The sequence below is a fragment of the Motiliproteus sp. MSK22-1 genome, assembly GCF_001968815.1.
In the GTDB taxonomy this organism is placed as follows: Bacteria; Pseudomonadota; Gammaproteobacteria; order Pseudomonadales; family Balneatricaceae; genus Motiliproteus.
Map to the genome: position 1 here is coordinate 1 of NZ_MIEQ01000021.1, position 19975 is coordinate 19975.

At 46.5% G+C, this 19975-nt stretch carries 17 protein-coding genes and 2 rRNA genes; 14 read left to right on the top strand and 5 right to left on the bottom strand.

Going from position 1 to position 19975, the window contains the following annotated elements; genetic code table 11:
• Both BGP75_RS02645 and rrf read left to right on the top strand, forming a co-directional pair.
• Nucleotides 1-85: ribosomal RNA gene (locus BGP75_RS02645) — 23S ribosomal RNA — on the top strand; the annotation flags it as partial.
• Between the two features lie 131 nt (nt 86-216).
• Nucleotides 217-332 (top strand): 5S ribosomal RNA (gene rrf, locus BGP75_RS02650).
• 539 nt (nt 333-871) lie between these two features.
• On the opposite strand, the gene dtd is transcribed toward rrf, so the two are convergent.
• The 3 genes from dtd to typA all read right to left on the bottom strand — a co-directional run bounded on the left by dtd (nt 872) and on the right by typA (nt 4159).
• Nucleotides 872-1309, bottom strand: a complete 438-nt coding sequence (dtd, locus tag BGP75_RS02655; protein ID WP_076714825.1) for a D-aminoacyl-tRNA deacylase — start codon at nt 1307-1309, stop codon at nt 872-874.
• Nucleotides 1310-2260 (bottom strand): prolyl aminopeptidase, encoded by a 951-nt coding sequence (gene pip, locus BGP75_RS02660; protein ID WP_076714827.1) that lies wholly within the window; start codon nt 2258-2260, stop codon nt 1310-1312.
• Nucleotides 2261-2341: 81 nt separating this feature from the next.
• Nucleotides 2342-4159: a translational GTPase TypA gene (typA, locus tag BGP75_RS02665; RefSeq protein WP_076714829.1), complete on the bottom strand. Its 1818-nt coding sequence runs from the start codon at nt 4157-4159 to the stop codon at nt 2342-2344.
• Between the two features lie 405 nt (nt 4160-4564).
• Here typA and glnA point away from each other — a divergent pair, with 405 nt between their 5' ends.
• The 9 genes from glnA to BGP75_RS02710 all read left to right on the top strand — a co-directional run bounded on the left by glnA (nt 4565) and on the right by BGP75_RS02710 (nt 14238).
• Nucleotides 4565-5971, top strand: a complete 1407-nt coding sequence (glnA, locus tag BGP75_RS02670) for a glutamate--ammonia ligase (protein ID WP_076714831.1) — start codon at nt 4565-4567, stop codon at nt 5969-5971.
• 328 nt (nt 5972-6299) lie between these two features.
• Nucleotides 6300-7376: a nitrogen regulation protein NR(II) gene (glnL, locus tag BGP75_RS02675; protein ID WP_076714833.1), complete on the top strand. Its 1077-nt coding sequence runs from the start codon at nt 6300-6302 to the stop codon at nt 7374-7376.
• Nucleotides 7360-8784: a nitrogen regulation protein NR(I) gene (gene glnG / locus BGP75_RS02680; protein ID WP_076714835.1), complete on the top strand. Its 1425-nt coding sequence runs from the start codon at nt 7360-7362 to the stop codon at nt 8782-8784. The genes glnL and glnG overlap by 17 nt, the downstream gene beginning before the upstream one ends.
• A 78-nt stretch (nt 8785-8862) precedes the next feature.
• On the top strand, nt 8863-9327 hold the full coding sequence (gene trmL, locus BGP75_RS02685) for a tRNA (uridine(34)/cytosine(34)/5-carboxymethylaminomethyluridine(34)-2'-O)-methyltransferase TrmL (protein ID WP_076714837.1): 465 nt from the start codon (nt 8863-8865) through the stop codon (nt 9325-9327).
• 109 nt (nt 9328-9436) lie between these two features.
• A complete protein-coding gene (locus BGP75_RS02690) occupies nt 9437-9712 on the top strand; it encodes a hypothetical protein (protein WP_076714839.1) in 276 nt (91 codons plus the stop codon).
• A 178-nt stretch (nt 9713-9890) separates the two neighbouring features.
• Nucleotides 9891-11348: an FAD-linked oxidase C-terminal domain-containing protein gene (locus BGP75_RS02695; RefSeq protein ID WP_076714841.1), complete on the top strand. Its 1458-nt coding sequence runs from the start codon at nt 9891-9893 to the stop codon at nt 11346-11348.
• A gap of 1 nt (nt 11349) precedes the next feature.
• Nucleotides 11350-12456 (top strand): glycolate oxidase subunit GlcE, encoded by a 1107-nt coding sequence (glcE, locus tag BGP75_RS02700; protein WP_076714843.1) that lies wholly within the window; start codon nt 11350-11352, stop codon nt 12454-12456.
• Between the two features lie 19 nt (nt 12457-12475).
• Nucleotides 12476-13702 carry a glycolate oxidase subunit GlcF gene (gene glcF, locus BGP75_RS02705; RefSeq protein WP_076714845.1) on the top strand — a complete coding sequence of 409 codons (1227 nt, stop codon included), beginning with the start codon at nt 12476-12478 and terminating at the stop codon, nt 13700-13702.
• Nucleotides 13703-13755: 53 nt separating this feature from the next.
• On the top strand, nt 13756-14238 hold the full coding sequence (locus tag BGP75_RS02710; protein ID WP_076714847.1) for an Lrp/AsnC family transcriptional regulator: 483 nt from the start codon (nt 13756-13758) through the stop codon (nt 14236-14238).
• A 163-nt stretch (nt 14239-14401) separates the two neighbouring features.
• Here BGP75_RS02710 and nfsB read toward each other — a convergent pair whose 3' ends face one another.
• Entirely contained in the window at nt 14402-15055 is a 654-nt protein-coding gene (gene nfsB, locus BGP75_RS02715) for an oxygen-insensitive NAD(P)H nitroreductase (protein WP_076714849.1), read from the bottom strand.
• Between the two features lie 542 nt (nt 15056-15597).
• Between nfsB and BGP75_RS02720 the strand changes: the two genes are divergently transcribed.
• Entirely contained in the window at nt 15598-16779 is a 1182-nt protein-coding gene (locus tag BGP75_RS02720) for an L-dopachrome tautomerase-related protein (protein WP_198939256.1), read from the top strand.
• 101 nt (nt 16780-16880) lie between these two features.
• Here the strand turns inward: BGP75_RS02720 and BGP75_RS02725 are convergent, their stop codons facing one another.
• Nucleotides 16881-18077 carry a glycoside hydrolase family 5 protein gene (locus tag BGP75_RS02725; protein WP_076714851.1) on the bottom strand — a complete coding sequence of 399 codons (1197 nt, stop codon included), beginning with the start codon at nt 18075-18077 and terminating at the stop codon, nt 16881-16883.
• Between the two features lie 123 nt (nt 18078-18200).
• On the opposite strand from BGP75_RS02725, the gene BGP75_RS02730 reads away from it, so the two are divergent.
• On the top strand, nt 18201-18839 hold the full coding sequence (locus BGP75_RS02730; protein WP_076714853.1) for a transcriptional regulator: 639 nt from the start codon (nt 18201-18203) through the stop codon (nt 18837-18839).
• A 2-nt stretch (nt 18840-18841) separates the two neighbouring features.
• Complete coding sequence (locus BGP75_RS02735) at nt 18842-19969, top strand: aminotransferase class I/II-fold pyridoxal phosphate-dependent enzyme (protein WP_076714855.1); 1128 nt, start codon at nt 18842-18844, stop codon at nt 19967-19969.
• Nucleotides 19970-19975 lie beyond the last annotated feature (6 nt).

Here is a 19975-nt window from a genome sequence, read left to right on the forward strand (position 1 = left end):
AAGACCAGGACGTTGATAGGCTGGGTGTGTAAGCGTTGTGAGGCGTTGAGCTAACCAGTACTAATTGCTCGTGAGGCTTGACCATATAACACCAAAGCGGTGTTGATGATCGGCACAGACGAAGACACAAGTTGTAACGACCGGATATTGATAGATCGATCGAGCGACAGAGAACGAACTTAAAGCAACATAGATCACAGATTCACGCCTTTTTTGCTTGGCGACCATAGCGATTTGGAACCACCTGAACCCATCCCGAACTCAGCAGTGAAACGGATCAGCGCCGATGGTAGTGTGGGGTTTCCCCATGTGAGAGTAGGTCATCGCCAAGCGCCTATTATGAAAAAAGGGCTATCCGTTAGGGTGGCCCTTTTTTTATATCTGGTGTGTGTTGAAATGACCTGCTCGAGAGTAGGGCAAATTCCTTGTCTAACTCTATGGCTCTTGTGTTACATGGCTACTTTGAAACCATAAATCAGATGATGGCCGATGGAGTAGATAAGGTTTTTTATTCAATCTTTTGATTTGTATAGAAAATATCTATTATTATACTGTCTGTTTGAAATCGTAAAGATTATTCAGCAATTGGGATTTAATGGAAAGCTTGAGGGAGTTAGGGCTCATACCGTCCTGATATGAGCCCTTAGACGAGGCGGTTTGCGCGTCGCGTTTCCATGCTACCAAGCTGTCGTCCCTGTCAGCCATCAGTTCCCTCTGATAACCTCGCGAGCTAAGTATCCGTTTTTTATGGCCTCTGTTTATATAGGAATATTTCCTATTTTTAGCCTTATATTGGTATGCTTGCTCAACAACTTGTCGTTGTTAAACTCAGAGCCTACTTAAATTAAGGATACTCAGGTATAGAGTGCGCTTAAACGTTAAGCATAAAAGTGACAGGGCCATCATTTAGAAGACTTACTTTCATATCAGCGCCAAAGGATCCTGTTTCAACGTTGGGGTGACTCAACTTTGCCTGCTGTACAAAATAGTTGTAAAGATGCTCCCCATCGGAGGGGGTTGCAGCACTTGAAAAACCTGGTCGTAATCCTTTTTTTGTATCCGCTGCAAGGGTGAACTGAGATACGATTAATAATCCACCATTCACCTGCTGCAGGCTTAGGTTCATTTTATCGTCTTGATCACTAAAAACACGGTAGGCTAAGGCTTTCTTCAAGAGTTTATTGGCTTTTTCTGGACAATCCCCTTTTTGAACACCAAGGAAAAGTAATAGGCCGTGACCTATTTCACCAATAATCTCACCATTAACACGAACCGATGCTTCGCTGACTCTCTGAATTAAGGCAAGCATTTAGGCGAGTCGTAAAGCAAACTGGTTGGTTGCTTTGATCAGATTGTCAGTGATGCCTGGTTCCATAGCGGAGTGACCTGCATCCCGCACGATATGGAAGGCCGCTTCAGGAAGTACTTCGTGGAGTTCTAAAGCTTGTCTTACTGGGCATACCATGTCATAGCGCCCATGGATAATGGTGGTGGGGATATGCTGAATTGTTGCAGCATTATTGATGATCTGATTGTCTTCGATAAACGCTTTATTGACGAAGTAATGGGCTTCAAGTCTAGCTAGGGCAAGAGCGACATGTGGGGCACTAAAGTGGCCTACCAAACCAGTACTTGGTTCCAATGTTGAGCACTTAGCTTCCCAGGTGGACCAGCTTTTAGCCGCAGACATTCGGGCTATTTCATTATCGCTGGTTAAGATACGATGATAGGCATTGAGCAAATCATGCTGTTCCTCCAAAGGGATCGGCTCAAGGAAGCCTTTCCAGAAATCGGGGAAGATTTGACTGGCACCATGCTGATAAAACCAGTGAATATCTTGCTCGCGACAAAGGAATATTCCTCGCAGGATCATACCTAAAACTTTATCCGGATATTTTTGAGCATAGAGCAGGCTGAGAGTCGTGCCCCAGGAACCACCAAACAGTAGCCATTGATCGATACCAAGGTGTTTGCGCAGCTGTTCGATATCTTCTATCAGATGGGCGGTGGTGTTATTTTCGATACTGGCATGAGGGCGGGATTTTCCGCATCCCCTTTGATCAAAGAGAATTATTCTATATTTCTCTGGATCAAAGAATCGGCGATTAAATTCACTTGTGCCACCTCCTGGGCCTCCGTGTACGAACAGTACGGGTATGCCTCGGGCATTACCGCTTTGCTCGTAGTAAAGATCATGCCCATCGCTTACTGGTAGCCGACTACTGACAGAAGGCTGAATTTCTGGAAATAGAGTCAGCATAGTCCCTTCCTAATGTACGCAATGTAATTGAGTATAACGGAAATACAGGCCCTTACGGGCCTGCCTGTCTATTCTTTCGTATTAATCTTTACTTCGAGATGCGCGCTTACGCTCGTGTTCTTTCAGTAATTTCTTACGGATACGAATGAAATTAGGTGTAACTTCAACCAGCTCATCATCTTCGATGAAATCCAGTGCCTGTTCCAGGGTAAACCGGATAGGTGTAGTTAACAGTAGGTTTTCATCGGTACCCGCTGCACGAATGTTCGTTAACTGCTTTGCTTTGGTTGGGTTTACCGTCAAGTCATTGTTACGACTGTGGATGCCAATTATAACCCCTTCATATACGTCAATGTTAGGATCAATCAGTAACCGGCCACGTTCCTGCAAAGTGAACAGGGCGTAAGCTAATGCCTTTCCTGAGCAATTGGAGATAAGAACTCCGTTGATGCGGCTGGTGACTTCACCTTCCTTTACGGGACCATAATGATCAAAAACAGAGGTCATTATTCCCGTTCCAGATGTCATGGTCAGAAATTGACTACGAAATCCAATTAAGCCTCGAGATGGGACAACAAAGGAAAGTCTGACACGGCCTTTGCCATCAACTTCCATGTTAGTCATTTCGGCTTTGCGATTACCCAGTTCTTCGATGATGCTACCCTGATGGCGATCTTCAACATCGATCATCAGCTGTTCAAATGGTTCTTGAATTTCACCGTCAACTTCTTTTTGAATTACTTCAGGTCGGGAAACACCCAGCTCGAAGCCTTCTCGACGCATACTTTCGATAAGAACAGACAAGTGAAGCTCACCACGTCCCGATACAATAAATTTATCGGGAGAGTCGCCCTGTTCAACACGTAAGGCTACGTTGTGGATAAGTTCACGATCCAGACGGTCTTTGATATTTCGACTGGTAATGTACTTACCATCCTGGCCACAGAATGGTGAGTCGTTAACCTGGAATGTCATGGATACGGTGGGTTCGTCAACACTCAGAGGTGGCAGCGATTCTACATTCTCTGGGTCACAGATAGTGTCTGAGATGCCTAGTCCATCAATACCGGTAATACAGATAATATCACCAGCCTGGGCGCTTTCTACATCAACACGCTCAAGGCCCATGTAGCCCATGATTTTCTGTACCCGAGCATTGCGGACTTTACCTTCGCGGTCTTCCACTTTGACAGGAGTGTTAACGCTGATGTTTCCACGCTTTATACGGCCAACACCAATAACACCAACGTAGCTGTTGTAATCCAGTGCTGAAATTTGCATCTGAAAAGGACCTTCGGTGTCGACTTGAGGCGGTTCTACATGCTTGACAATCGCTTCAAAAAGAGGCGTCATGTCATCGGCCATGTTGTCGGCTTCGAGACCGGCAAAACCATTCAATGCCGACGCGTAAACAACAGGGAAATCAAGCTGCTCATCGGTAGCTCCCAGATTGTCGAACAGATCAAAGACTTGATCCATAACCCAATCAGGACGGGAGCCAGGACGGTCAATTTTGTTGATAACCACGATTGGCTTGAGTCCCTGAGCGAAGGCTTTTTGGGTCACAAAGCGAGTCTGAGGCATTGGTCCATCAACCGCGTCGACCAGCAATAACACACAGTCAACCATCGACAATACTCGCTCGACTTCACCACCGAAGTCGGCGTGTCCCGGAGTATCTACGATGTTGATGTGATAGTCATTCCATTCGATAGCGGTGTTTTTTGCCAGAATGGTTATGCCACGCTCTTTTTCCTGGTCGTTGGAATCCATGACCCGTTCAGCACCTTCGTCACGGCGGGCGAGTGTGCCCGATTGAGACAGAAGTTTGTCTACCAGGGTTGTTTTACCATGGTCGACGTGTGCGATAATGGCAATGTTTCTGAGATTTTCTATCACTTTCTATTACTCCGGGGTACCCCAAGGAAAAGGCGCAATTATACAACAGATAATTGATGAAGACCGTGTAAATAACAGTAAAAGTGCATGAGATTTAGGCGTATGCTATACAGCCCTCATTAACCGGAGTGTTTCAGTATGCTCTGTGATGAGGCGCCAAGTTTGATTTTTAGCACCATGATGGTGCGTTTTTGTTTTTGGTGCGTTTTTTTGGTGCAGGCTGGTTGTTGTTTATAGTTGCTATTCTAATAAATTCAACAAGATAACGAGTATTTTGTTTTGGCACAGCATTTGCTATATGTGAGGCAGGGTTGAACATAAGCATGCGTGATCCAAGTTATCGATAGTTAAAAGTTCACGTACCAAAAAATTTATATAGCTAAATATTAATCGGAGAGATCAGTTATGTCAGAGAAGACTCTGCAACTGCTAAAAGAAAGCGAAGCCCGCTGGGTTGATATGCGCTTCACAGACACTAAAGGTAAAGAGCAGCACGTAACAATTCCTGCCACTGAAGTTGACGAAGATTTCTTCGAAGAAGGCAAGATGTTTGACGGCTCTTCCATTGCTGGCTGGAAGGGGATCAACGAGTCCGACATGATCCTGATGCCTTGTGATGATGCATCTGTTCTGGATCCGTTCACCGAAGATGCTACCGTCATTGTACGTTGTGACATCGTTGAGCCTGCTACCGGTCAAGGTTATGAGCGTGATCCGCGTTCTGTGGCTCGTCGCACTGAAGAGTACATGAAGTCTCTCGGTGTTGGTGATTCCGCTTTGTTCGGTCCTGAGCCGGAGTTCTTCGTATTTGATGATATTAAGTGGCATGCTGACATCAGTGGTTGTGGCTACAGCATCTCTTCTGATGAAGCGGCCTGGTCCTCAAATGCTGCTTTTGAAGGTGGTAATATTGGCCACCGTCCTGGAGTTAAAGGTGGTTATTTCCCTGTTCCTCCAGTTGACTCCCTGCACGATCTGCGAGCCGCTATGTGTGACGCGATGACAGCTATGGGACTGGAAGTTGAAGTTCATCACCATGAAGTAGGTACAGCAGGGCAGTGTGAAATTGGTGTGGGTGCTAACTCCATCGTTGAGAAAGCTGATGAAGTTCAGATTCTTAAGTACTGTGTCCATAACGTAGCGCATGCTTACGGTAAAACAGCTACCTTTATGCCTAAGCCTCTAGTGGGTGATAACGGTTCAGGTATGCATGTTCACATGTCTATTTCCAAAGATGGACAGAACCTTTTCTCCGGCGACTCCTACGGCGGCCTGAGCGATATGGCTCTGTACGCAATCGGTGGGGTGATCAAGCACGCTAAAGCAATTAATGCTTTTGCTAATGCTTCTACCAATGCCTATAAGCGTCTGGTTCCCGGATTTGAAGCACCTGTTATGTTGGCTTATTCTGCCCGTAACCGCTCTGCCTCTATTCGTATTCCATACGTGACCAATCCGAAGGCTCGTCGTGTTGAGTTCCGTTTCCCTGATCCATCTGCAAACCCTTACCTGTGCTTCTCTGCGCTGATGATGGCTGCATTGGACGGAATTCAGAACAAGATTCATCCTGGTGATGCTGCCGATAAGGACTTGTACGATCTGCCAGCTGAAGAAGCTGCTGAGATCCCAACCGTTGCTTCCAGCCTGGAAGAAGCCTTGGACGCTCTGGATAAGGATCGTGACTTCCTGACTGCCGGTGGCGTATTCACTGACGATACTATCGATGCTTATATTGCTCTGAAGAACGAAGAGATCGAAAGAGTGAATATGACGACTCACCCTGTAGAGTTTGATCTGTACTACAGCGTGTAAATAGCGTTGTGTAAAAGCAACCGATAAAAAGCCTCCTTCGGGAGGTTTTTTTATGCCTTACAAAAAGGTGAGAGTGTTGCGTTATTCTGGTTCATTTTTTTATTGTGCACTATATTGGTGCAAACGATGGGGTAGGTTTATTCTTATAAGAAGAGGAGAGACTCTTTAGCCCTCGGACTATCAAGATTTTTCTGATTGAGTTTGATGGTGCGGTTCTTGCTAACTGAAATAAGAGTAACTAAGTCGTTATTAATCGAAAAAGATGAATCAGCAGGGATCGGGCTGGATTCGTGTAAATAAGTACTAATCAGTTGATGGGAATAGATCGGTGCATTCTTTCTATAAACAACTCTTGGATAACTTGTCAGCTGCAGTGCTGATGCTCGATAGTGATCGTTGTCTGCGGTATATGAATCCAGCGGGTGAGATGTTATTCGAAGTCAGTTTTAAACGTATTGAAGGCGAAAACATTATCAGCCTGATTCGTGATGATGCTGAATTTCACGATGTGCTTATTGATGCCACTGATTCAAGTCACTCCTTTACCAAACGTGAAGCCCAGCTGTTGCTCTATAACGGTAAGGAAATCGCTGCAGATTACTGTGTTTCTCCCATGTTGAGTGAGCATACAGAATACTTGGTGGTAGAAATTCAACCCAGAGATCGGCTGATCAGAATTTCTCGTGAGGAAGATGCCCGTAATCAAAGGGAGACAACCAGAGGGCTTATTCGTGGTTTAGCCCATGAAATTAAAAACCCGTTGGGCGGGCTTCGTGGTGCTGCACAATTATTAGAACGAGCGTTACCTGATGAGAGTCTGGTCGATTATACCCAGGTGATCATCAGTGAAGCAGACAGACTGCAGAATCTTGTTGACCGAATGCTGGGGCCGCGAAATATGCCTCAGATGAAGCCGCTGAATATTCACTTCATTCTTGAACGAATTTATAACTTGATAGCAGCTGAAACTGCCGGTGATGTAGAGATTGTCCGCGACTATGATCCCAGTATTCCTGATCTGGATGGTGATGAAGAACAGCTGATTCAAGCTGTCCTGAATGTGGTGAAAAACGGGATACAAGCGTTGACTGAAGCCAAGACTCCCATGCCTCGTGTACGACTGCGTACGCGGGCCATTCGCCAGTTCACACTAGGGGCGGAGCGCCATCGCCTGGTCTGTGAAATCGGTATTACTGATAACGGTCCGGGAATTCCGGAAGCACTGAAAGAGACGTTGTTTTATCCCATGATCAGCGGCCGAGCTGAAGGAACAGGGCTAGGTTTGTCTATTGCACAATCGATAATTAATCAGCATCAGGGTTTGATTGAGTGCAAAAGTGAGCCGGGGTGCACAGAGTTTATGATTTATATTCCCTTGGAGCAAAACCATGAGAACGGTAAATAATGTCTGGATTGTTGATGATGATCGATCCATTCGCTGGGTGCTGGAAAAAGCGCTGGAGCAGGAGGGAATAGAAACAAAGGCCTTTGAGAGCGGTGATATGGCGCTAAAAGCGCTGGAACGGGAATTACCTGATACGTTGATTAGTGATATTCGTATGCCAGGAATTGATGGTCTGGAGTTATTAAGTAACATCCAGACTCTTTATCCACAATTGCCTGTGATTATCATGACGGCCCATTCCGACCTGGACAGTGCCGTTTCATCTTATCAGGGAGGTGCGTTTGAATATCTTCCCAAGCCTTTTGATGTTGATGATGCCGTTGCTATCGTCAAAAGGGCGGTCATTCATTCGCAGGAAAATCAAGATCAGATTCAGGTCACTGATCTAGAGGAAGAGACGGAGATTATAGGCGCTGCTCCTGCAATGCAGGAGGTGTTTCGCGCTATTGGTCGCCTATCGCAATCTAATATTACCGTACTGATCAACGGTGAATCAGGGACTGGTAAAGAGCTGGTTGCACATGCATTGCATAAGCATAGCCCCCGAGCGAGGCAACCATTTATCCCGCTCAATATGGCAGCTATCCCTAAAGATCTGATTGAGTCTGAACTGTTCGGCCATGAAAAAGGAGCTTTTACTGGCGCTGGTGGACAACGCAAAGGTCGTTTTGAGCAGGCCGATGGGGGGACCCTGTTTTTAGATGAAATAGGAGATATGCCAGCAGAAACTCAGACTCGTTTGCTGAGAGTGCTGGCTGATGGTGAGTTCTATCGGGTTGGTGGCCATACGGCAATCAAGGTAGATGTGCGGATTATTGCTGCGACTCACCAGAATCTGGAGTTGTTGGTTCGGGAGGGGCGTTTTCGAGAAGATCTTTTCCATCGACTGAATGTCATTCGAATACACATACCTAATCTTTGTGACAGGCGAGAAGATATTCCTAAGCTGGCCCAGCATTTTCTGGGGCGGGCTGCAGAAGAACTGTCGGTAGAGTGCAAAGTCCTGAGTGAAGAGGCCGAGCAGTATTTTTGTTCATTGCAATGGCCGGGTAATGTCCGGCAAATGGAAAATGCCTGCCGCTGGATTACCGTAATGGCTTCTGGGCGAGAAGTAATGGTTTCCGATCTTCCGCCAGAGCTACTGGCGGAGGAAGAAGTACCATTACCGGCTGGAAATTGGGAGCATGCGCTACGAGTCTGGGCCGAGCAGGAGTTAATACGTGGTCAGCAGGAACTATTAACTGTAGCTGTACCTGCGTTTGAACGGATTATGATAGAAAGCGCACTGAAGCATACGGGTGGGCGGAGACGAGATGCCTCAATATTACTGGGATGGGGGCGAAATACGCTGACTCGGAAAATAAAAGAGCTGGGTATGGAATCGGAAGCCAGTAATGGTGAAGAGTAGTTGTTATTTTTTTTCTGTCGTTGCTGCCAGATCCACCAGCACCCTATAATAGCCTGCTTGTATTTTAGGCGCTGAGTTATGTTGCATATCATTCTTTACCAACCGGAGATCCCGCCCAATACCGGTAATATTATTCGTCTGTGTGCCAATACTGGCTTTCAATTACACCTTATCGAACCTTTTGGCTTTGAGTTGGATGAGAAAAAAGTTCGTCGTGCTGGTCTGGATTACCGTGATATGGCTGTAGTACAGCAGTACCCCTCTCTTCAGAAGTGTCTTGATAAGATTTGCCCTGGTAAGGTGTACGCGTTAACGACCAAGGGCAGTCATAGCTATGCAAAAGTGAAATTTAATGCTGGCGATGCGTTGCTTTTCGGGCCTGAAACTCGGGGTTTGCCTGCAGATATTTTGGATTCGATGCCTGGAGAGCAACGCTTAAGGTTGCCAATGATGCCTGATAGTCGCAGTTTGAATCTATCCAATACGGTGGCAGTTATGGTCTATGAAGCCTGGCGCCAACTGGACTTTGATGGTGGTTCTTAAAGGATAACCCTTTCTTCGATAGGGAATAATGGTTTTAGTAGCATTACTCGATGTGACTAATTTTCGTTTTATATGACTGATCTCTGCGCCAACGACTACACTTACAGTTATGGATAACAGCGACTTATCGGAATTAATTATAGAAGCTGACTTTCTTTGGCGAGAGATCGGCATCGGTGATTTTGTGCAAATTGAGGATGCTATCTTTGATCAGGGGGTTGAGTTGTTAACTCCCGGCACTGAGTACATGGTGCTAGTCAGGCAGAAATCGGCTACGGGATTACAAAGCTTCGTTACTGAGTCCAATATCGAAGGGAGAACTGCGGTTATTTACCCCCACTTAATCTGCAACTACACTTGCACCGGTAACCAGGCACTTAGTTAGGGAACCTATAAACAAGCCCTTTGGCCCTCAGGCTTGGAGATCAAGGTAATGAATACCGGCATGTTGCAGGTTTGTTCGTCCTATCTTTGCTGATCATCATAAATTGACAGCTCGTCTCTATGGCAATATGCCTCGTAATTTTATATACCTAGTGAGACGATCCTAGGGAGCTGTCCATATGACTGAAAAGTCTTCTCTGACAAAAGCAGAGCTGGTTACACTTCTTTCCACATTTATTGACCCTAATTTAATTATTGCAGATCAGGAAACTCAGAGACCCTATGAGTGCGATGGGCTGTCGATGTACTGCCAGATGCCACTGCTGGTCGTGCTTCCTGAAACCCTCGATCAGGTTCAGGGGCTGCTGAAAATCTGCCACCAGTATGGGATACCCGTTGTTCCCAGGGGAGCTGGTACCGGCCTTTGTGCTGGGGCAATGCCTGACAAGAATGGTGTTGTATTATCTTTGGCCAAATTCAATCAGATTTTGGATATTGATCCTGTTGCGCGAATGGCGCGGGTTGAGCCAGGGGTTCGAAATCTTGCCATCAGTGAGGCTGCTGCTGAGTTCGGCCTCTATTACGGCCCTGATCCGTCATCTCAGATAGCCTGTACTCTTGGTGGAAACGTTGCCGAAAATTCCGGTGGTGTCCACTGCCTGAAATATGGTTTGACGGTACATAACATACTGAAAATTAAAATGTTCACCGTCGAAGGGAAACTGATCAGTCTAGGATGCGAGGGACTGGACAGTGCAGGTATGGATCTGGTTGCATTGATAACCGGCTCCGAAGGCTTGTTGGGAGTGGTCACTGAAATAACCGTTAAGTTGTTACCGATACCAGAAAAGGCCCAAGTGGTGATGGCTGCCTTTGATAGTGTTCAGAAAGCTGGGGATGCTGTCGGACAGATTATTGCACAGGGAATCATTCCTGCCGGTTTGGAAATGATGGATGGTCATGCTATTCGTGCGGCTGAAGATTTTGCCAAAGCAGGCTATCCGTTGGACGCAGAAGCGCTGTTGCTTTGTGAAGTTGATGGTACGAAAGAAGAGGTGCACGAACATATTGAGCAGGTTGAACTGGCTTTTCAGCAGCTGGGGGCGTTTGAAGTCAGAGTCTCACAAAATGAAGCGGAACGCGCGTTGCTGTGGAAGGGGCGTAAATCAGCCTTCCCGGCCGTTGGCAGGATTTCTCCTGATTATTATTGCATGGACGGAACCATACCAAGAGGGCAGTTGGCGTATGTGTTGACCGAAATGCAAAAACTGTCTGAATACTATGGTCTGCGGGTCGCCAACGTTTTTCATGCCGGTGATGGAAACTTGCATCCGCTCATTCTATTTGATGCAAATATACCGGGAGAGTTTGAAAAGACAGAGGAGTTTGGTGCCCGAATATTAGAGCTCTGCGTTAAGGTGGGGGGCTGTATTACAGGAGAACATGGGGTAGGTGTAGAAAAAATAAGACAAATGCACAGCCAGTTTTCGGAACAGGAGTTGGCACAGTTTCATGCTATTAAGGACGCATTTGATTCCGCTGGAACATTGAACCCTGGTAAAGGAGTGCCGCTACTAAGACATTGCCAGGAGTACCGTACGCTGGAAAAGCCAGCTCCTTCAGGGGGGAACCATTGAAATGGCAGATATCAGCGAAGAATTGATCGAACAGGTCCATCATGCCCGTAACGCAAAGAGCCCGTTGAATATTATTGGTGGTGGAAGCAAGAGGTTCTATGGCCGAGATATTCGTGGGGCAGCGTTATCGATGACCGAACACCGGGGGGTTGTCAGCTATCAACCGGTAGAGCTGGTGTTAACTGCCCGTGCCGGAACACCACTGGTTGAAATTGAGGCATTATTGAATGAGCACCAGCAGATGCTATCTTTTGAACCCCCATTGTTTGAGGGGCGGGCGACTTTGGGCGGAACTCTGGCCTGCAATTTTTCCGGACCGGTTCGTCCTTGGGGTGGTTCTGTTCGGGATCAGGTATTGGGTATCCGCTTGATCAACGGTAAAGCCGAGCATTTGCGCTTTGGTGGCCAGGTGATGAAAAATGTTGCTGGCTACGATGTCACAAGATTACAGGCTGGTGCGTTAGGGGCCTTTGGGATAATCACAGAAATCAGTTTAAAGGTTCTTCCACGGCCAGCAGCGACTGCTACTCTGGTACAGGAGGTAACAATGGCTCAGGCCATTAATCTTATGAACCAACGTAGTCGAGAGTCCCGGCCCCTGTCTGGTGCCTGTTGGACTGATGGCAAACTTTATCTGCGACTCTCAGGAACGGAACGTGCTGTAGAAGGTACTCTTAAACTCTGGTCAGGAGAAGAACTACACAACGCTGATCAGTTCTGGCAGAAACTCCGCGAACAGAAATTACCTTTTTTTAACAGCAAAAGCGAACTGAAGCGTTTAGATGAAAGTGCAGGGCGACTAAGTGCCGGAGAGCCTCTGTGGCGCTTCACTGTTAAGCCCAGCAGTTCGGAGATATTACCGGCAGGTGATTGGCTGATTGACTGGGGCGGAGCACAGCGCTGGCTGCGGGGCAATTACGATATGCAGGAACTGGAAATTTTAGCTGAAGCGGCGCAAGGGCAGGTAAGTTGCTATCGGGGTGGGAACCGTCAGATAGATACTTTTCATCGCCAGCCGGAGGTCTTGCAGTTAATCCAGAAGAGATTAAAAGCGGCTTTTGATCCTGAAGGTCTGTTTAATCCGGGTCGGCTTTATAGTTGGCTGTAAAAAAGAGGCTTTGACTTTAATGCAAACCCGCATTCACGCTGACTTGATTGATTCCCCCGGTATTTCCGAAGCAGATAGTATTCTGCGAAGCTGTGTACACTGTGGATTCTGTACTGCGACCTGCCCGACTTATCAGGAGCTTTCTGATGAACGGGATGGTCCCCGGGGACGAATTTATTTAATTAAGCAATTGTTGGAACAGGGAAAGGTAACAGATAAAACCCGCCGGCATCTGGATCGTTGCCTTAGCTGTAGAAGTTGTGAAACGACTTGCCCTTCCGGGGTTAAATATGGCCGGTTGCTGGATATTGGTCGGGAGTTGATTGAGAGCCAGCAGGTCAGGCCGCTAAAAGAACGTATATTGCGCTGGGGGCTGCGAAGGATACTGCCTTACCCTCAACGTTTTAGCACTTTGTTGCGGCTGGGGCAGCTTGGCAGACCTTTACTGCCAGGATCTCTCAAAGCTAAGATTCCACCTGTCCGTCGTGCCAGCCCCTGGCCGTCAAACAGTCATACTCGGATTATGCTGGCTCTGGCTGGCTGCGCTCAGCCTGCGGCGGCACCTGATACGAATGCAGCCACGGCACGAGTGCTTGATCGTCTGGGGATCACTTTGGTTGAAGAGTCTTCGGCAGGCTGTTGTGGAGCGATTAATCAGCATTTATCAAAACCGAAAGAGGCTCAAGGCTTTATTCGTCGAAACATTGATGCCTGGTGGCCTGCGGTTGAAGGAGGTGCTGAAGCTATTGTTGTCACTGCATCAGGTTGCGGCTCTATGGTTAAGGAATATGGTCAGCTCCTCAAAGATGATCCCGAGTATCATCAGAAAGCGCGAAAGATCAGCGCTTTGACACGGGATATCAGTGAAGTTCTGGCAACAGAAGACTTATCAAAGTTGAGACTGGGCAATACTGATAAGGATAGAAAAATAAAGACAGCTTTTCACTGCCCTTGCTCCTTGCAACATGGGCAACAGCTCTCTGGAAAAGTGGAGCAGGTACTCACGCAGGTGGGAATTGAATTAGTGGCAACTCTGGATAACCATCTTTGCTGCGGATCTGCAGGTACCTATTCAATCTTACAACCTGAATTGAGTCAAAAACTGTTGAGTAAGAAGTTGAAAGCGTTAACTATTGAGGCCCCTGAGCAAATTGTTACTGCCAATATCGGATGCCAGTTGCATCTGGAAACCAAAGCAGAAGTGCCGGTTCGACATTGGATTGAAGTCTTAGATAAAGTGCTTTGATGGCAAAGCGCACACTGACTTTTTGATGGGTACCTGGAGCAAGTGAACTGATCATGTATGACAGCATAAACAAAAAAATTATCGCTGCTTTGCAGGAAAATGCGCGTATTTCCTATGCGGAATTAGGAAAGCGAGTACACCTTTCTGCCCCAGCAGTTGCTGAGCGTGTACGGAAGCTGGAAAGTGCGGGGGTGATCACAGGGTTCAGCGTTAATATCGATCTGGATAAGCTTGGTTATCCTATTGTTGCGTTAGTCCAGTGCAAGGTGTTTCGCACCAAAGAGCGGGAATTTAAGGAACTGGTACTGAGTTTTGATGAGGTTGTTGAGTGTTTTAATGTGACCGGAGAACAGGCATTTTTAGTTAAGCTGGCGACCCGATCAATGTCGGAACTGGATGCAATACTTGATTGTTTTTGTGATCTGAGTGATACCAACACCATGATGATTCTTTCCACTCCGGTTAAGCGTTCCGTGCCTGAGAATTTTTTCTCTCTGAATGAGGGGGCTATCCTGAATATTGATTCCAATGGGTAGTTGTGCTGAGTAGTCGTAATGGATAGTTTTAGTGGGTGGTTGCATTCAGGGCTAGTTGTAAAGAGGCACCCGATAGTTGCTCAGAGGGGCCTCAGTCACTACATCATTTCTTAAACTGACCTCTGATACGCAGAACCCTTAGTACGCCAATAAAGACAATAGACTACAAGTTGGTGAAAATATCTTCTTGCTTGTGTCTGGACTTCGGAAGAGGTGCATTGAAATCCTCTGGGGACCTTTTTCCAATAGCGACTAAAACGACACTGGTCAATCCTTTTTCTCTCAGACCAAGTTCCTGATCCAAAATAGTGGGATCAAAACCTTCCATTGGGCATGCATCTATTTCAAGAGTAGACGCTCCTAAAAGCAGTGTCCCCAAGGCTAAATAAACCTGCTTTTCCATCCAGTGCTGAGAGTCTTTCAAGTTAAATTTGTGCAGGTTTACAAACGTTGAGCGGCCCTTTCGCTGGGCTTCACGAAAGTCTCCATTTGCAAAACGACCATCAGAATCTTCCTGATCAAGGAGCTTTTCAAGATAGTCATCATCTATTGACGTTTTTGAACAAAAGACGATCACATGAGATGAGTCTGTTAATTTGGGCTTGTTGTATTCGTATGCGCCCGATGCTGCTTTTGCAATCCGCTGTTTTCCACTCTCCGTGCCGGCAATAATAAAATGCCAAGGCTGGGAATTGACTGATGAAGGGCTGACTTGTAGTAAATTTTTAACTTTATTAATAATGCTGTCAGACAAAGAGGAATCTGAGTCGAAAACTTTAGTTGTGTAGCGTTCTTTTGAGTACTTTTCAATATTCATTCTTCTTTAACTCCGCTGTTTGATGTATATCTGAATTGGATTACATAATCAGATTTGAATTTATAATATTTGTTTTTAAAAATAATAGTTATTAATTAAATTGTTTGGCATGGCGTGTTTCTATTAAAAAATGAGAATAAAATTGATTCTATCGTTTGATTTGTTTTTTAAAAACAGTGATTTGATTTATACACTTTGAAAAAAAATTTGAAAATGTAGGTGCTGAGAGGTCTCGACGTTTTCAAAGGGATCCTGGTGTTCCATGGATCTCTTATGACTTAGCGCTTTTCCTAAATTTTTTATTCCTCAAAAAAATTTGAAAGTGTATGTGTTATTCGACTGTTTATTTCCTTTTTTTCTGTAGTTAAATTAATTAGATGTCAGGAGCTGATAGAGAACGGTTAGGAGAATGATTTTTTATCCGTTTTTTTAATTATTTGGTTAATGAATATTCTCATAAATAATTAGCTACAGTTTGAATACATAGATTTCAATAATCAGGCGCAATCCAATGAGTTGACGCAATAATGAAGGAGGCATTTATGCCTAGACTCCACTCAATTCTCATTGATATGACTGGCACAGAACGGCATGCCTGCCAGGATATGGCACCGTCCAGGATTGCAACAGCTTTTGGAGCCTTTACAGCTTGTGGAACCTTTAATAGTGCTTTGGCTGATACCCGTCTTACAGGAAAAGAAACCATGAAAAAGATCTTACTTGCACTGTCGATCTCGGCGTTAACAGTAGCGTTACCGGCACAGGCTGAGGACACTGTGCCAGTAGCTCAGGTTATAGCCAACTTTGATGTTCGGCCGGGAAATCCTTCGATTACTCCGGATGGACGTATTCTGATGACGGTACATCCGCTGGCACATCCTTCTATAAAAATGGTCGAGATCACTGCCACTGGCGAGCAGCGTGCTTTCCCCAATAAGGAAATTGCTGTCGGAGAAAACTCGGCTTTCAAAGCTCCGCTTTCTGTACGCACGGATGCTGATGGTGTCGCCTGGATTCTTGACTTGGGCGCGAAGCAGCTTTGGGGTTGGAACACACGAACGAATAAAGAGATCAAACGGATCGACATTCCTAAAGAAGTGCTGCGCCCTACAAGTTTTATTCAGGATTTTGCACTGGATCAGAAGCGCGGGCGGATCATTATCGCGGATATGACACAAGGGGATTTGAAAAGCGCACCGATTCCTGCATTTATCGTTGTTGATCTCGAAACCGGAGCTGCTCGACGTGTTGCCGAGAGTAACGCGGCTCTGTTACCCGATCTTGAAGGTGGTTTTGCCGTTAACCCGATCACAATCGATCCGGATTTTGAGTGGGTTTATTTTGGAGCAATGCATGGTCACACCCTTTATCGGCTGCCTGCTTCAGCATTCGACTATAATGATGTTTCTGATCAGATCGAAGTATACGGACCGAAACCCTATTCGGATGGTATTACCGTTGATGGGTCAGGCAATGTCTATATCAATGATATCGAAGCCCATGTGATTGGCGTAACGACACCAGGTCGTTACAAGGTTGTCGCAGAACTGCCTGATGGACAGAGTTGGCCTGATGGTATCTCGTTTGGCGGTGACGGTTATGTTTATGCCACCGTGAATCAGCTGGAACGTTCAGCCGCCCTCAACGGTGGAAAAGAAACGGGTACAGGTCATTTTCACCTTGTCCGTATACCGGCTCTGGCGGAGGGTAAGGTTGGACGCTAACGCTTTGAATAAACGCAGAGCAGGCAAATAAAAAGCAGGGTAGTACACGCCGGGAAAGGATGCCCGTTATGCTTTCACGAGCAGTCCAGTTTTAGGTTTTTTTACCTGAGCCGTAATTTGATCGACATGAAAAGTTTATTATCGTTGCGTGGGACTTCAGGGGTTTCCCCTCGATCTATTGCTTTCCAATAATCCCAGGGTAGGCTGCCGGTGCCGATCTCATAATCGTAGCCATCCCATTCATCTTCACGAAAGGAATAGAAAGCCCAGTGGGTTTCATGCTCCTCCAGCACATCAATGAGATCGGTCAGATACTGCTGGCATCCATTGTTGCGGCGGTAGCAGCCAAATTCACCTGCCACAAGTCGGTTATTCGGGATCTCATTGGCCCTGGCCCAGTCGTAGAAGGGTTGTAAGTAACTGCGAATAACCTCTTTATTCCAATCCTGTTTTGATCCGACAAAGGGGATACTGCCAGGGTAACTTAGCTCTTTATTCTTGTTGAAGTTTTCATGGGAGGTAAAGGCGTAGGGTTCGTACATGTGGAAGGTATAGAGTACCTTGTCATCTGCCAGAGCAGCGGGCCAGTAGCTGAATGCTGAAGGCTGAGCGTACCAGCCCGCATCTACCATGATCGGTGTTTCGCTATCAACTGAGCGAATTTCTGGAATGATCTGACTATAAAAGTCGTAAAGATCGGCAGCACTTCCCTTATGTTCTGCATACCATAGGTCAAAGCGCTCTGTGTTACCGGGCGCGCCATGCTCTTCTGCACCCGTATGCAGTTCAGGTGCAGGCTCGTTGAGAATATTATAGGCTGCAATCGCGGGATGGTCCTTGAGCGCTGCAGCAAGATCGTGCCAGTAGGTCATGGCTGCTTTCCAGTAGGTGCGATCTTTCCAGAGTCGACTGTCATATTTAAAACCATTGTTCTGGCTGTAGCGGGTACCCGGCAGAGACAGAGGCGCCACTACCACTTTCAATCCGTTTGAATGTGCCCAGTCCAGCGCGCGGATCAGCTCAGCCAGATCCTCATTGACTAAGCCCTGATAATTACTGGCGTTGGCCATAAGAAAATCTCGTTTTTTACCTTTCCATTTATCAAATGCCAGGCGTACCCAGGAGACACCCAGCTCACTGGCATCTTCAAACCACTCTTCGGTCTGAACCTTGTTGAATGCGTTGGCCCCTGTCCGTGTGTGATTCCAGAAGGCAATATCATTTGCAAAAGTGACAGTGGCGCAGCTCGCTGCTATCAGCGCGGTAAAAAGCCGTGTTAGCTTTGGTCTGATTTTCAAGGCAGTTCTCTTATGTTGTTGATTCTTTATTCTTGTAGTTATAATTATATCTGGACAAAAAGTCCAGAATAAGACATAAAGTATTATGAATCTATTGAGAAAGTATTAGGGAGGTGGCGAGAAATGTCAGACCTTGTTGGAAGATACAGCCCGATCTGTCAAGCCATTGCGCAATTGATACCAGGTCAGATTGAGGTAGTTCTGCATGACTTCAAGACAGAGAAAATGGTGTATGTCGAAAATCCTATTTCGATCCGAAAGGTCGGTGAAAGTTCGTTGGTAGACCTTGCTCAATTGGAGGCCGACGTGATGGATTCAAGTCTGATTGGTCCTTATCGACGAGTTAATTCCGATGGTTCTCGGTTGAAATCAATCAGCGTTGTACTTAGGGAGACGGATGGAACGCCGGAGGGGCTGCTGTGCATAAACCTGCGGCTTGAACAGTTCGAAGCAGTCAAGCAATTGATGAGTCTGGTGGGGTATACGCAGAAGGAGACTGGAAAGGATGGCCTGTTCTCACAGGACTGGCGTGAGACTGTGAATGAATGCGTTCGACAGGTTTTGGTTGAACGCGGTACCACACTTGTTGCAGCGAAGCGAGACGACCGACTGGCGATTACCGCGGCGCTTGATACGGCTGAGATTTTCCAGATCAGAGGATCGGCAGATTATGTCGCCCAGGTGATTGGCGTCTCTCGGGCAACGCTTTACGACATGCTCAAGGAAATCAAGAACTCTCAGAACCCAAAGGAACAAGTATAATCATGAGAAACTTTGCACTCGAAGTTTATCTTTCGTGTTGGGAATTCAGCGCTCAATATCACATGACTGCTTCCGATAATGAAAGTATGTCGATGGCCGATCTTTTGGAAATGGCGTCGGAGGAAGACAGGAACGCATTTCAACAGAGTTGGCTTGGTTATACTGAGACTTGGGGGGCCGCGGATTTACGTGCTGCCATTGCAGCAACCTACAATGATATTGCTGCGAAAAATGTCCTGACCTTCGCCGGTGCCGGTGAGGGTATTTATGCTGCGATGAATGTGCTTCTGTCGAAGGACGATCACGCAATTGTTATCACGCCAAATTACCAAAGTGCGGAAACGGTTCCGCTTCAACTTTGTCAGGTTAGTGGTGTAGGGTTGCGAGAGGAAGAGGGTTGGGCACTGGACATTGACGAAATCGCTGCTGCTATTCGTCCAACAACCCGATTGATCTCTATTAACTTTCCAAACAACCCGACAGGGGCTGTGCTGCCCCGCAATCGACAGGATGAACTTGTTGCACTGTGTCGAAAGCACGGACTTTACCTGTTCAGTGATGAAGTTTACAGAGGTGTTGAGCGAGACCCTGAGTTCCGCGCGCCGCAGGTTGCGGATCTCTACGAAAAGGGGCTTTCTCTCAACGTTATGTCTAAGGCTTATGGGCTACCCGGTCTTCGCATTGGCTGGATTGCCTGTCAGGATGATGCTTTGCTTGAAAAGATTGAGCATTTCAAACATTACCTGTCGATCTGTAATTCTGTACCGTCCGAAAAGCTTGCTCTGATTGCGCTGCGCAACAGAGAGCGAATTTTCGCAACAAATAAAAAACTTATAGTTGATAACCTGGCGTTGACCGATAGCATGATTGCTCAGTCCGGCGGGCTCTTGAAGTGGCACAAACCGCAAGGAGGTTGTGTCGGGTTCGTTGAATATCTAGGGCGGGATGGAGTGGACGCTTTTTGTTCCAGATTGGTAGAAGAAAAGGGTGTTTTGTTACTGCCTTCCTCTCTTTACAAGTCGGAGTTAGGGTCGACTCCCTGTCGCCATTTCCGTTTAGGCTTTGGCCGTCAGGGGAATTGGCAAGAAGGTCTGAGAGTGTTGCAAGAGCATGTTCGAAGTCTCGCATAATCAGAG

Coding starts and splice junctions, on each gene's coding strand:
- dtd (WP_076714825.1), bottom strand. CDS start 1,309: ATGCTTGCCTTAATTCAGAGAGTCAGCGAAGCATCGGTTCGTGTTAAT.
- pip (WP_076714827.1), bottom strand. CDS start 2,260: ATGCTGACTCTATTTCCAGAAATTCAGCCTTCTGTCAGTAGTCGGCTA.
- glnA (WP_076714831.1), top strand. CDS start 4,565: ATGTCAGAGAAGACTCTGCAACTGCTAAAAGAAAGCGAAGCCCGCTGG.
- glnG (WP_076714835.1), top strand. CDS start 7,360: ATGAGAACGGTAAATAATGTCTGGATTGTTGATGATGATCGATCCATT.
- trmL (WP_076714837.1), top strand. CDS start 8,863: ATGTTGCATATCATTCTTTACCAACCGGAGATCCCGCCCAATACCGGT.
- BGP75_RS02690 (WP_076714839.1), top strand. CDS start 9,437: ATGGATAACAGCGACTTATCGGAATTAATTATAGAAGCTGACTTTCTT.
- BGP75_RS02695 (WP_076714841.1), top strand. CDS start 9,891: ATGACTGAAAAGTCTTCTCTGACAAAAGCAGAGCTGGTTACACTTCTT.
- glcE (WP_076714843.1), top strand. CDS start 11,350: ATGGCAGATATCAGCGAAGAATTGATCGAACAGGTCCATCATGCCCGT.
- glcF (WP_076714845.1), top strand. CDS start 12,476: ATGCAAACCCGCATTCACGCTGACTTGATTGATTCCCCCGGTATTTCC.
- BGP75_RS02710 (WP_076714847.1), top strand. CDS start 13,756: ATGTATGACAGCATAAACAAAAAAATTATCGCTGCTTTGCAGGAAAAT.
- nfsB (WP_076714849.1), bottom strand. CDS start 15,055: ATGAATATTGAAAAGTACTCAAAAGAACGCTACACAACTAAAGTTTTC.
- BGP75_RS02720 (WP_198939256.1), top strand. CDS start 15,598: ATGCCTAGACTCCACTCAATTCTCATTGATATGACTGGCACAGAACGG.
- BGP75_RS02730 (WP_076714853.1), top strand. CDS start 18,201: ATGTCAGACCTTGTTGGAAGATACAGCCCGATCTGTCAAGCCATTGCG.
- BGP75_RS02735 (WP_076714855.1), top strand. CDS start 18,842: ATGAGAAACTTTGCACTCGAAGTTTATCTTTCGTGTTGGGAATTCAGC.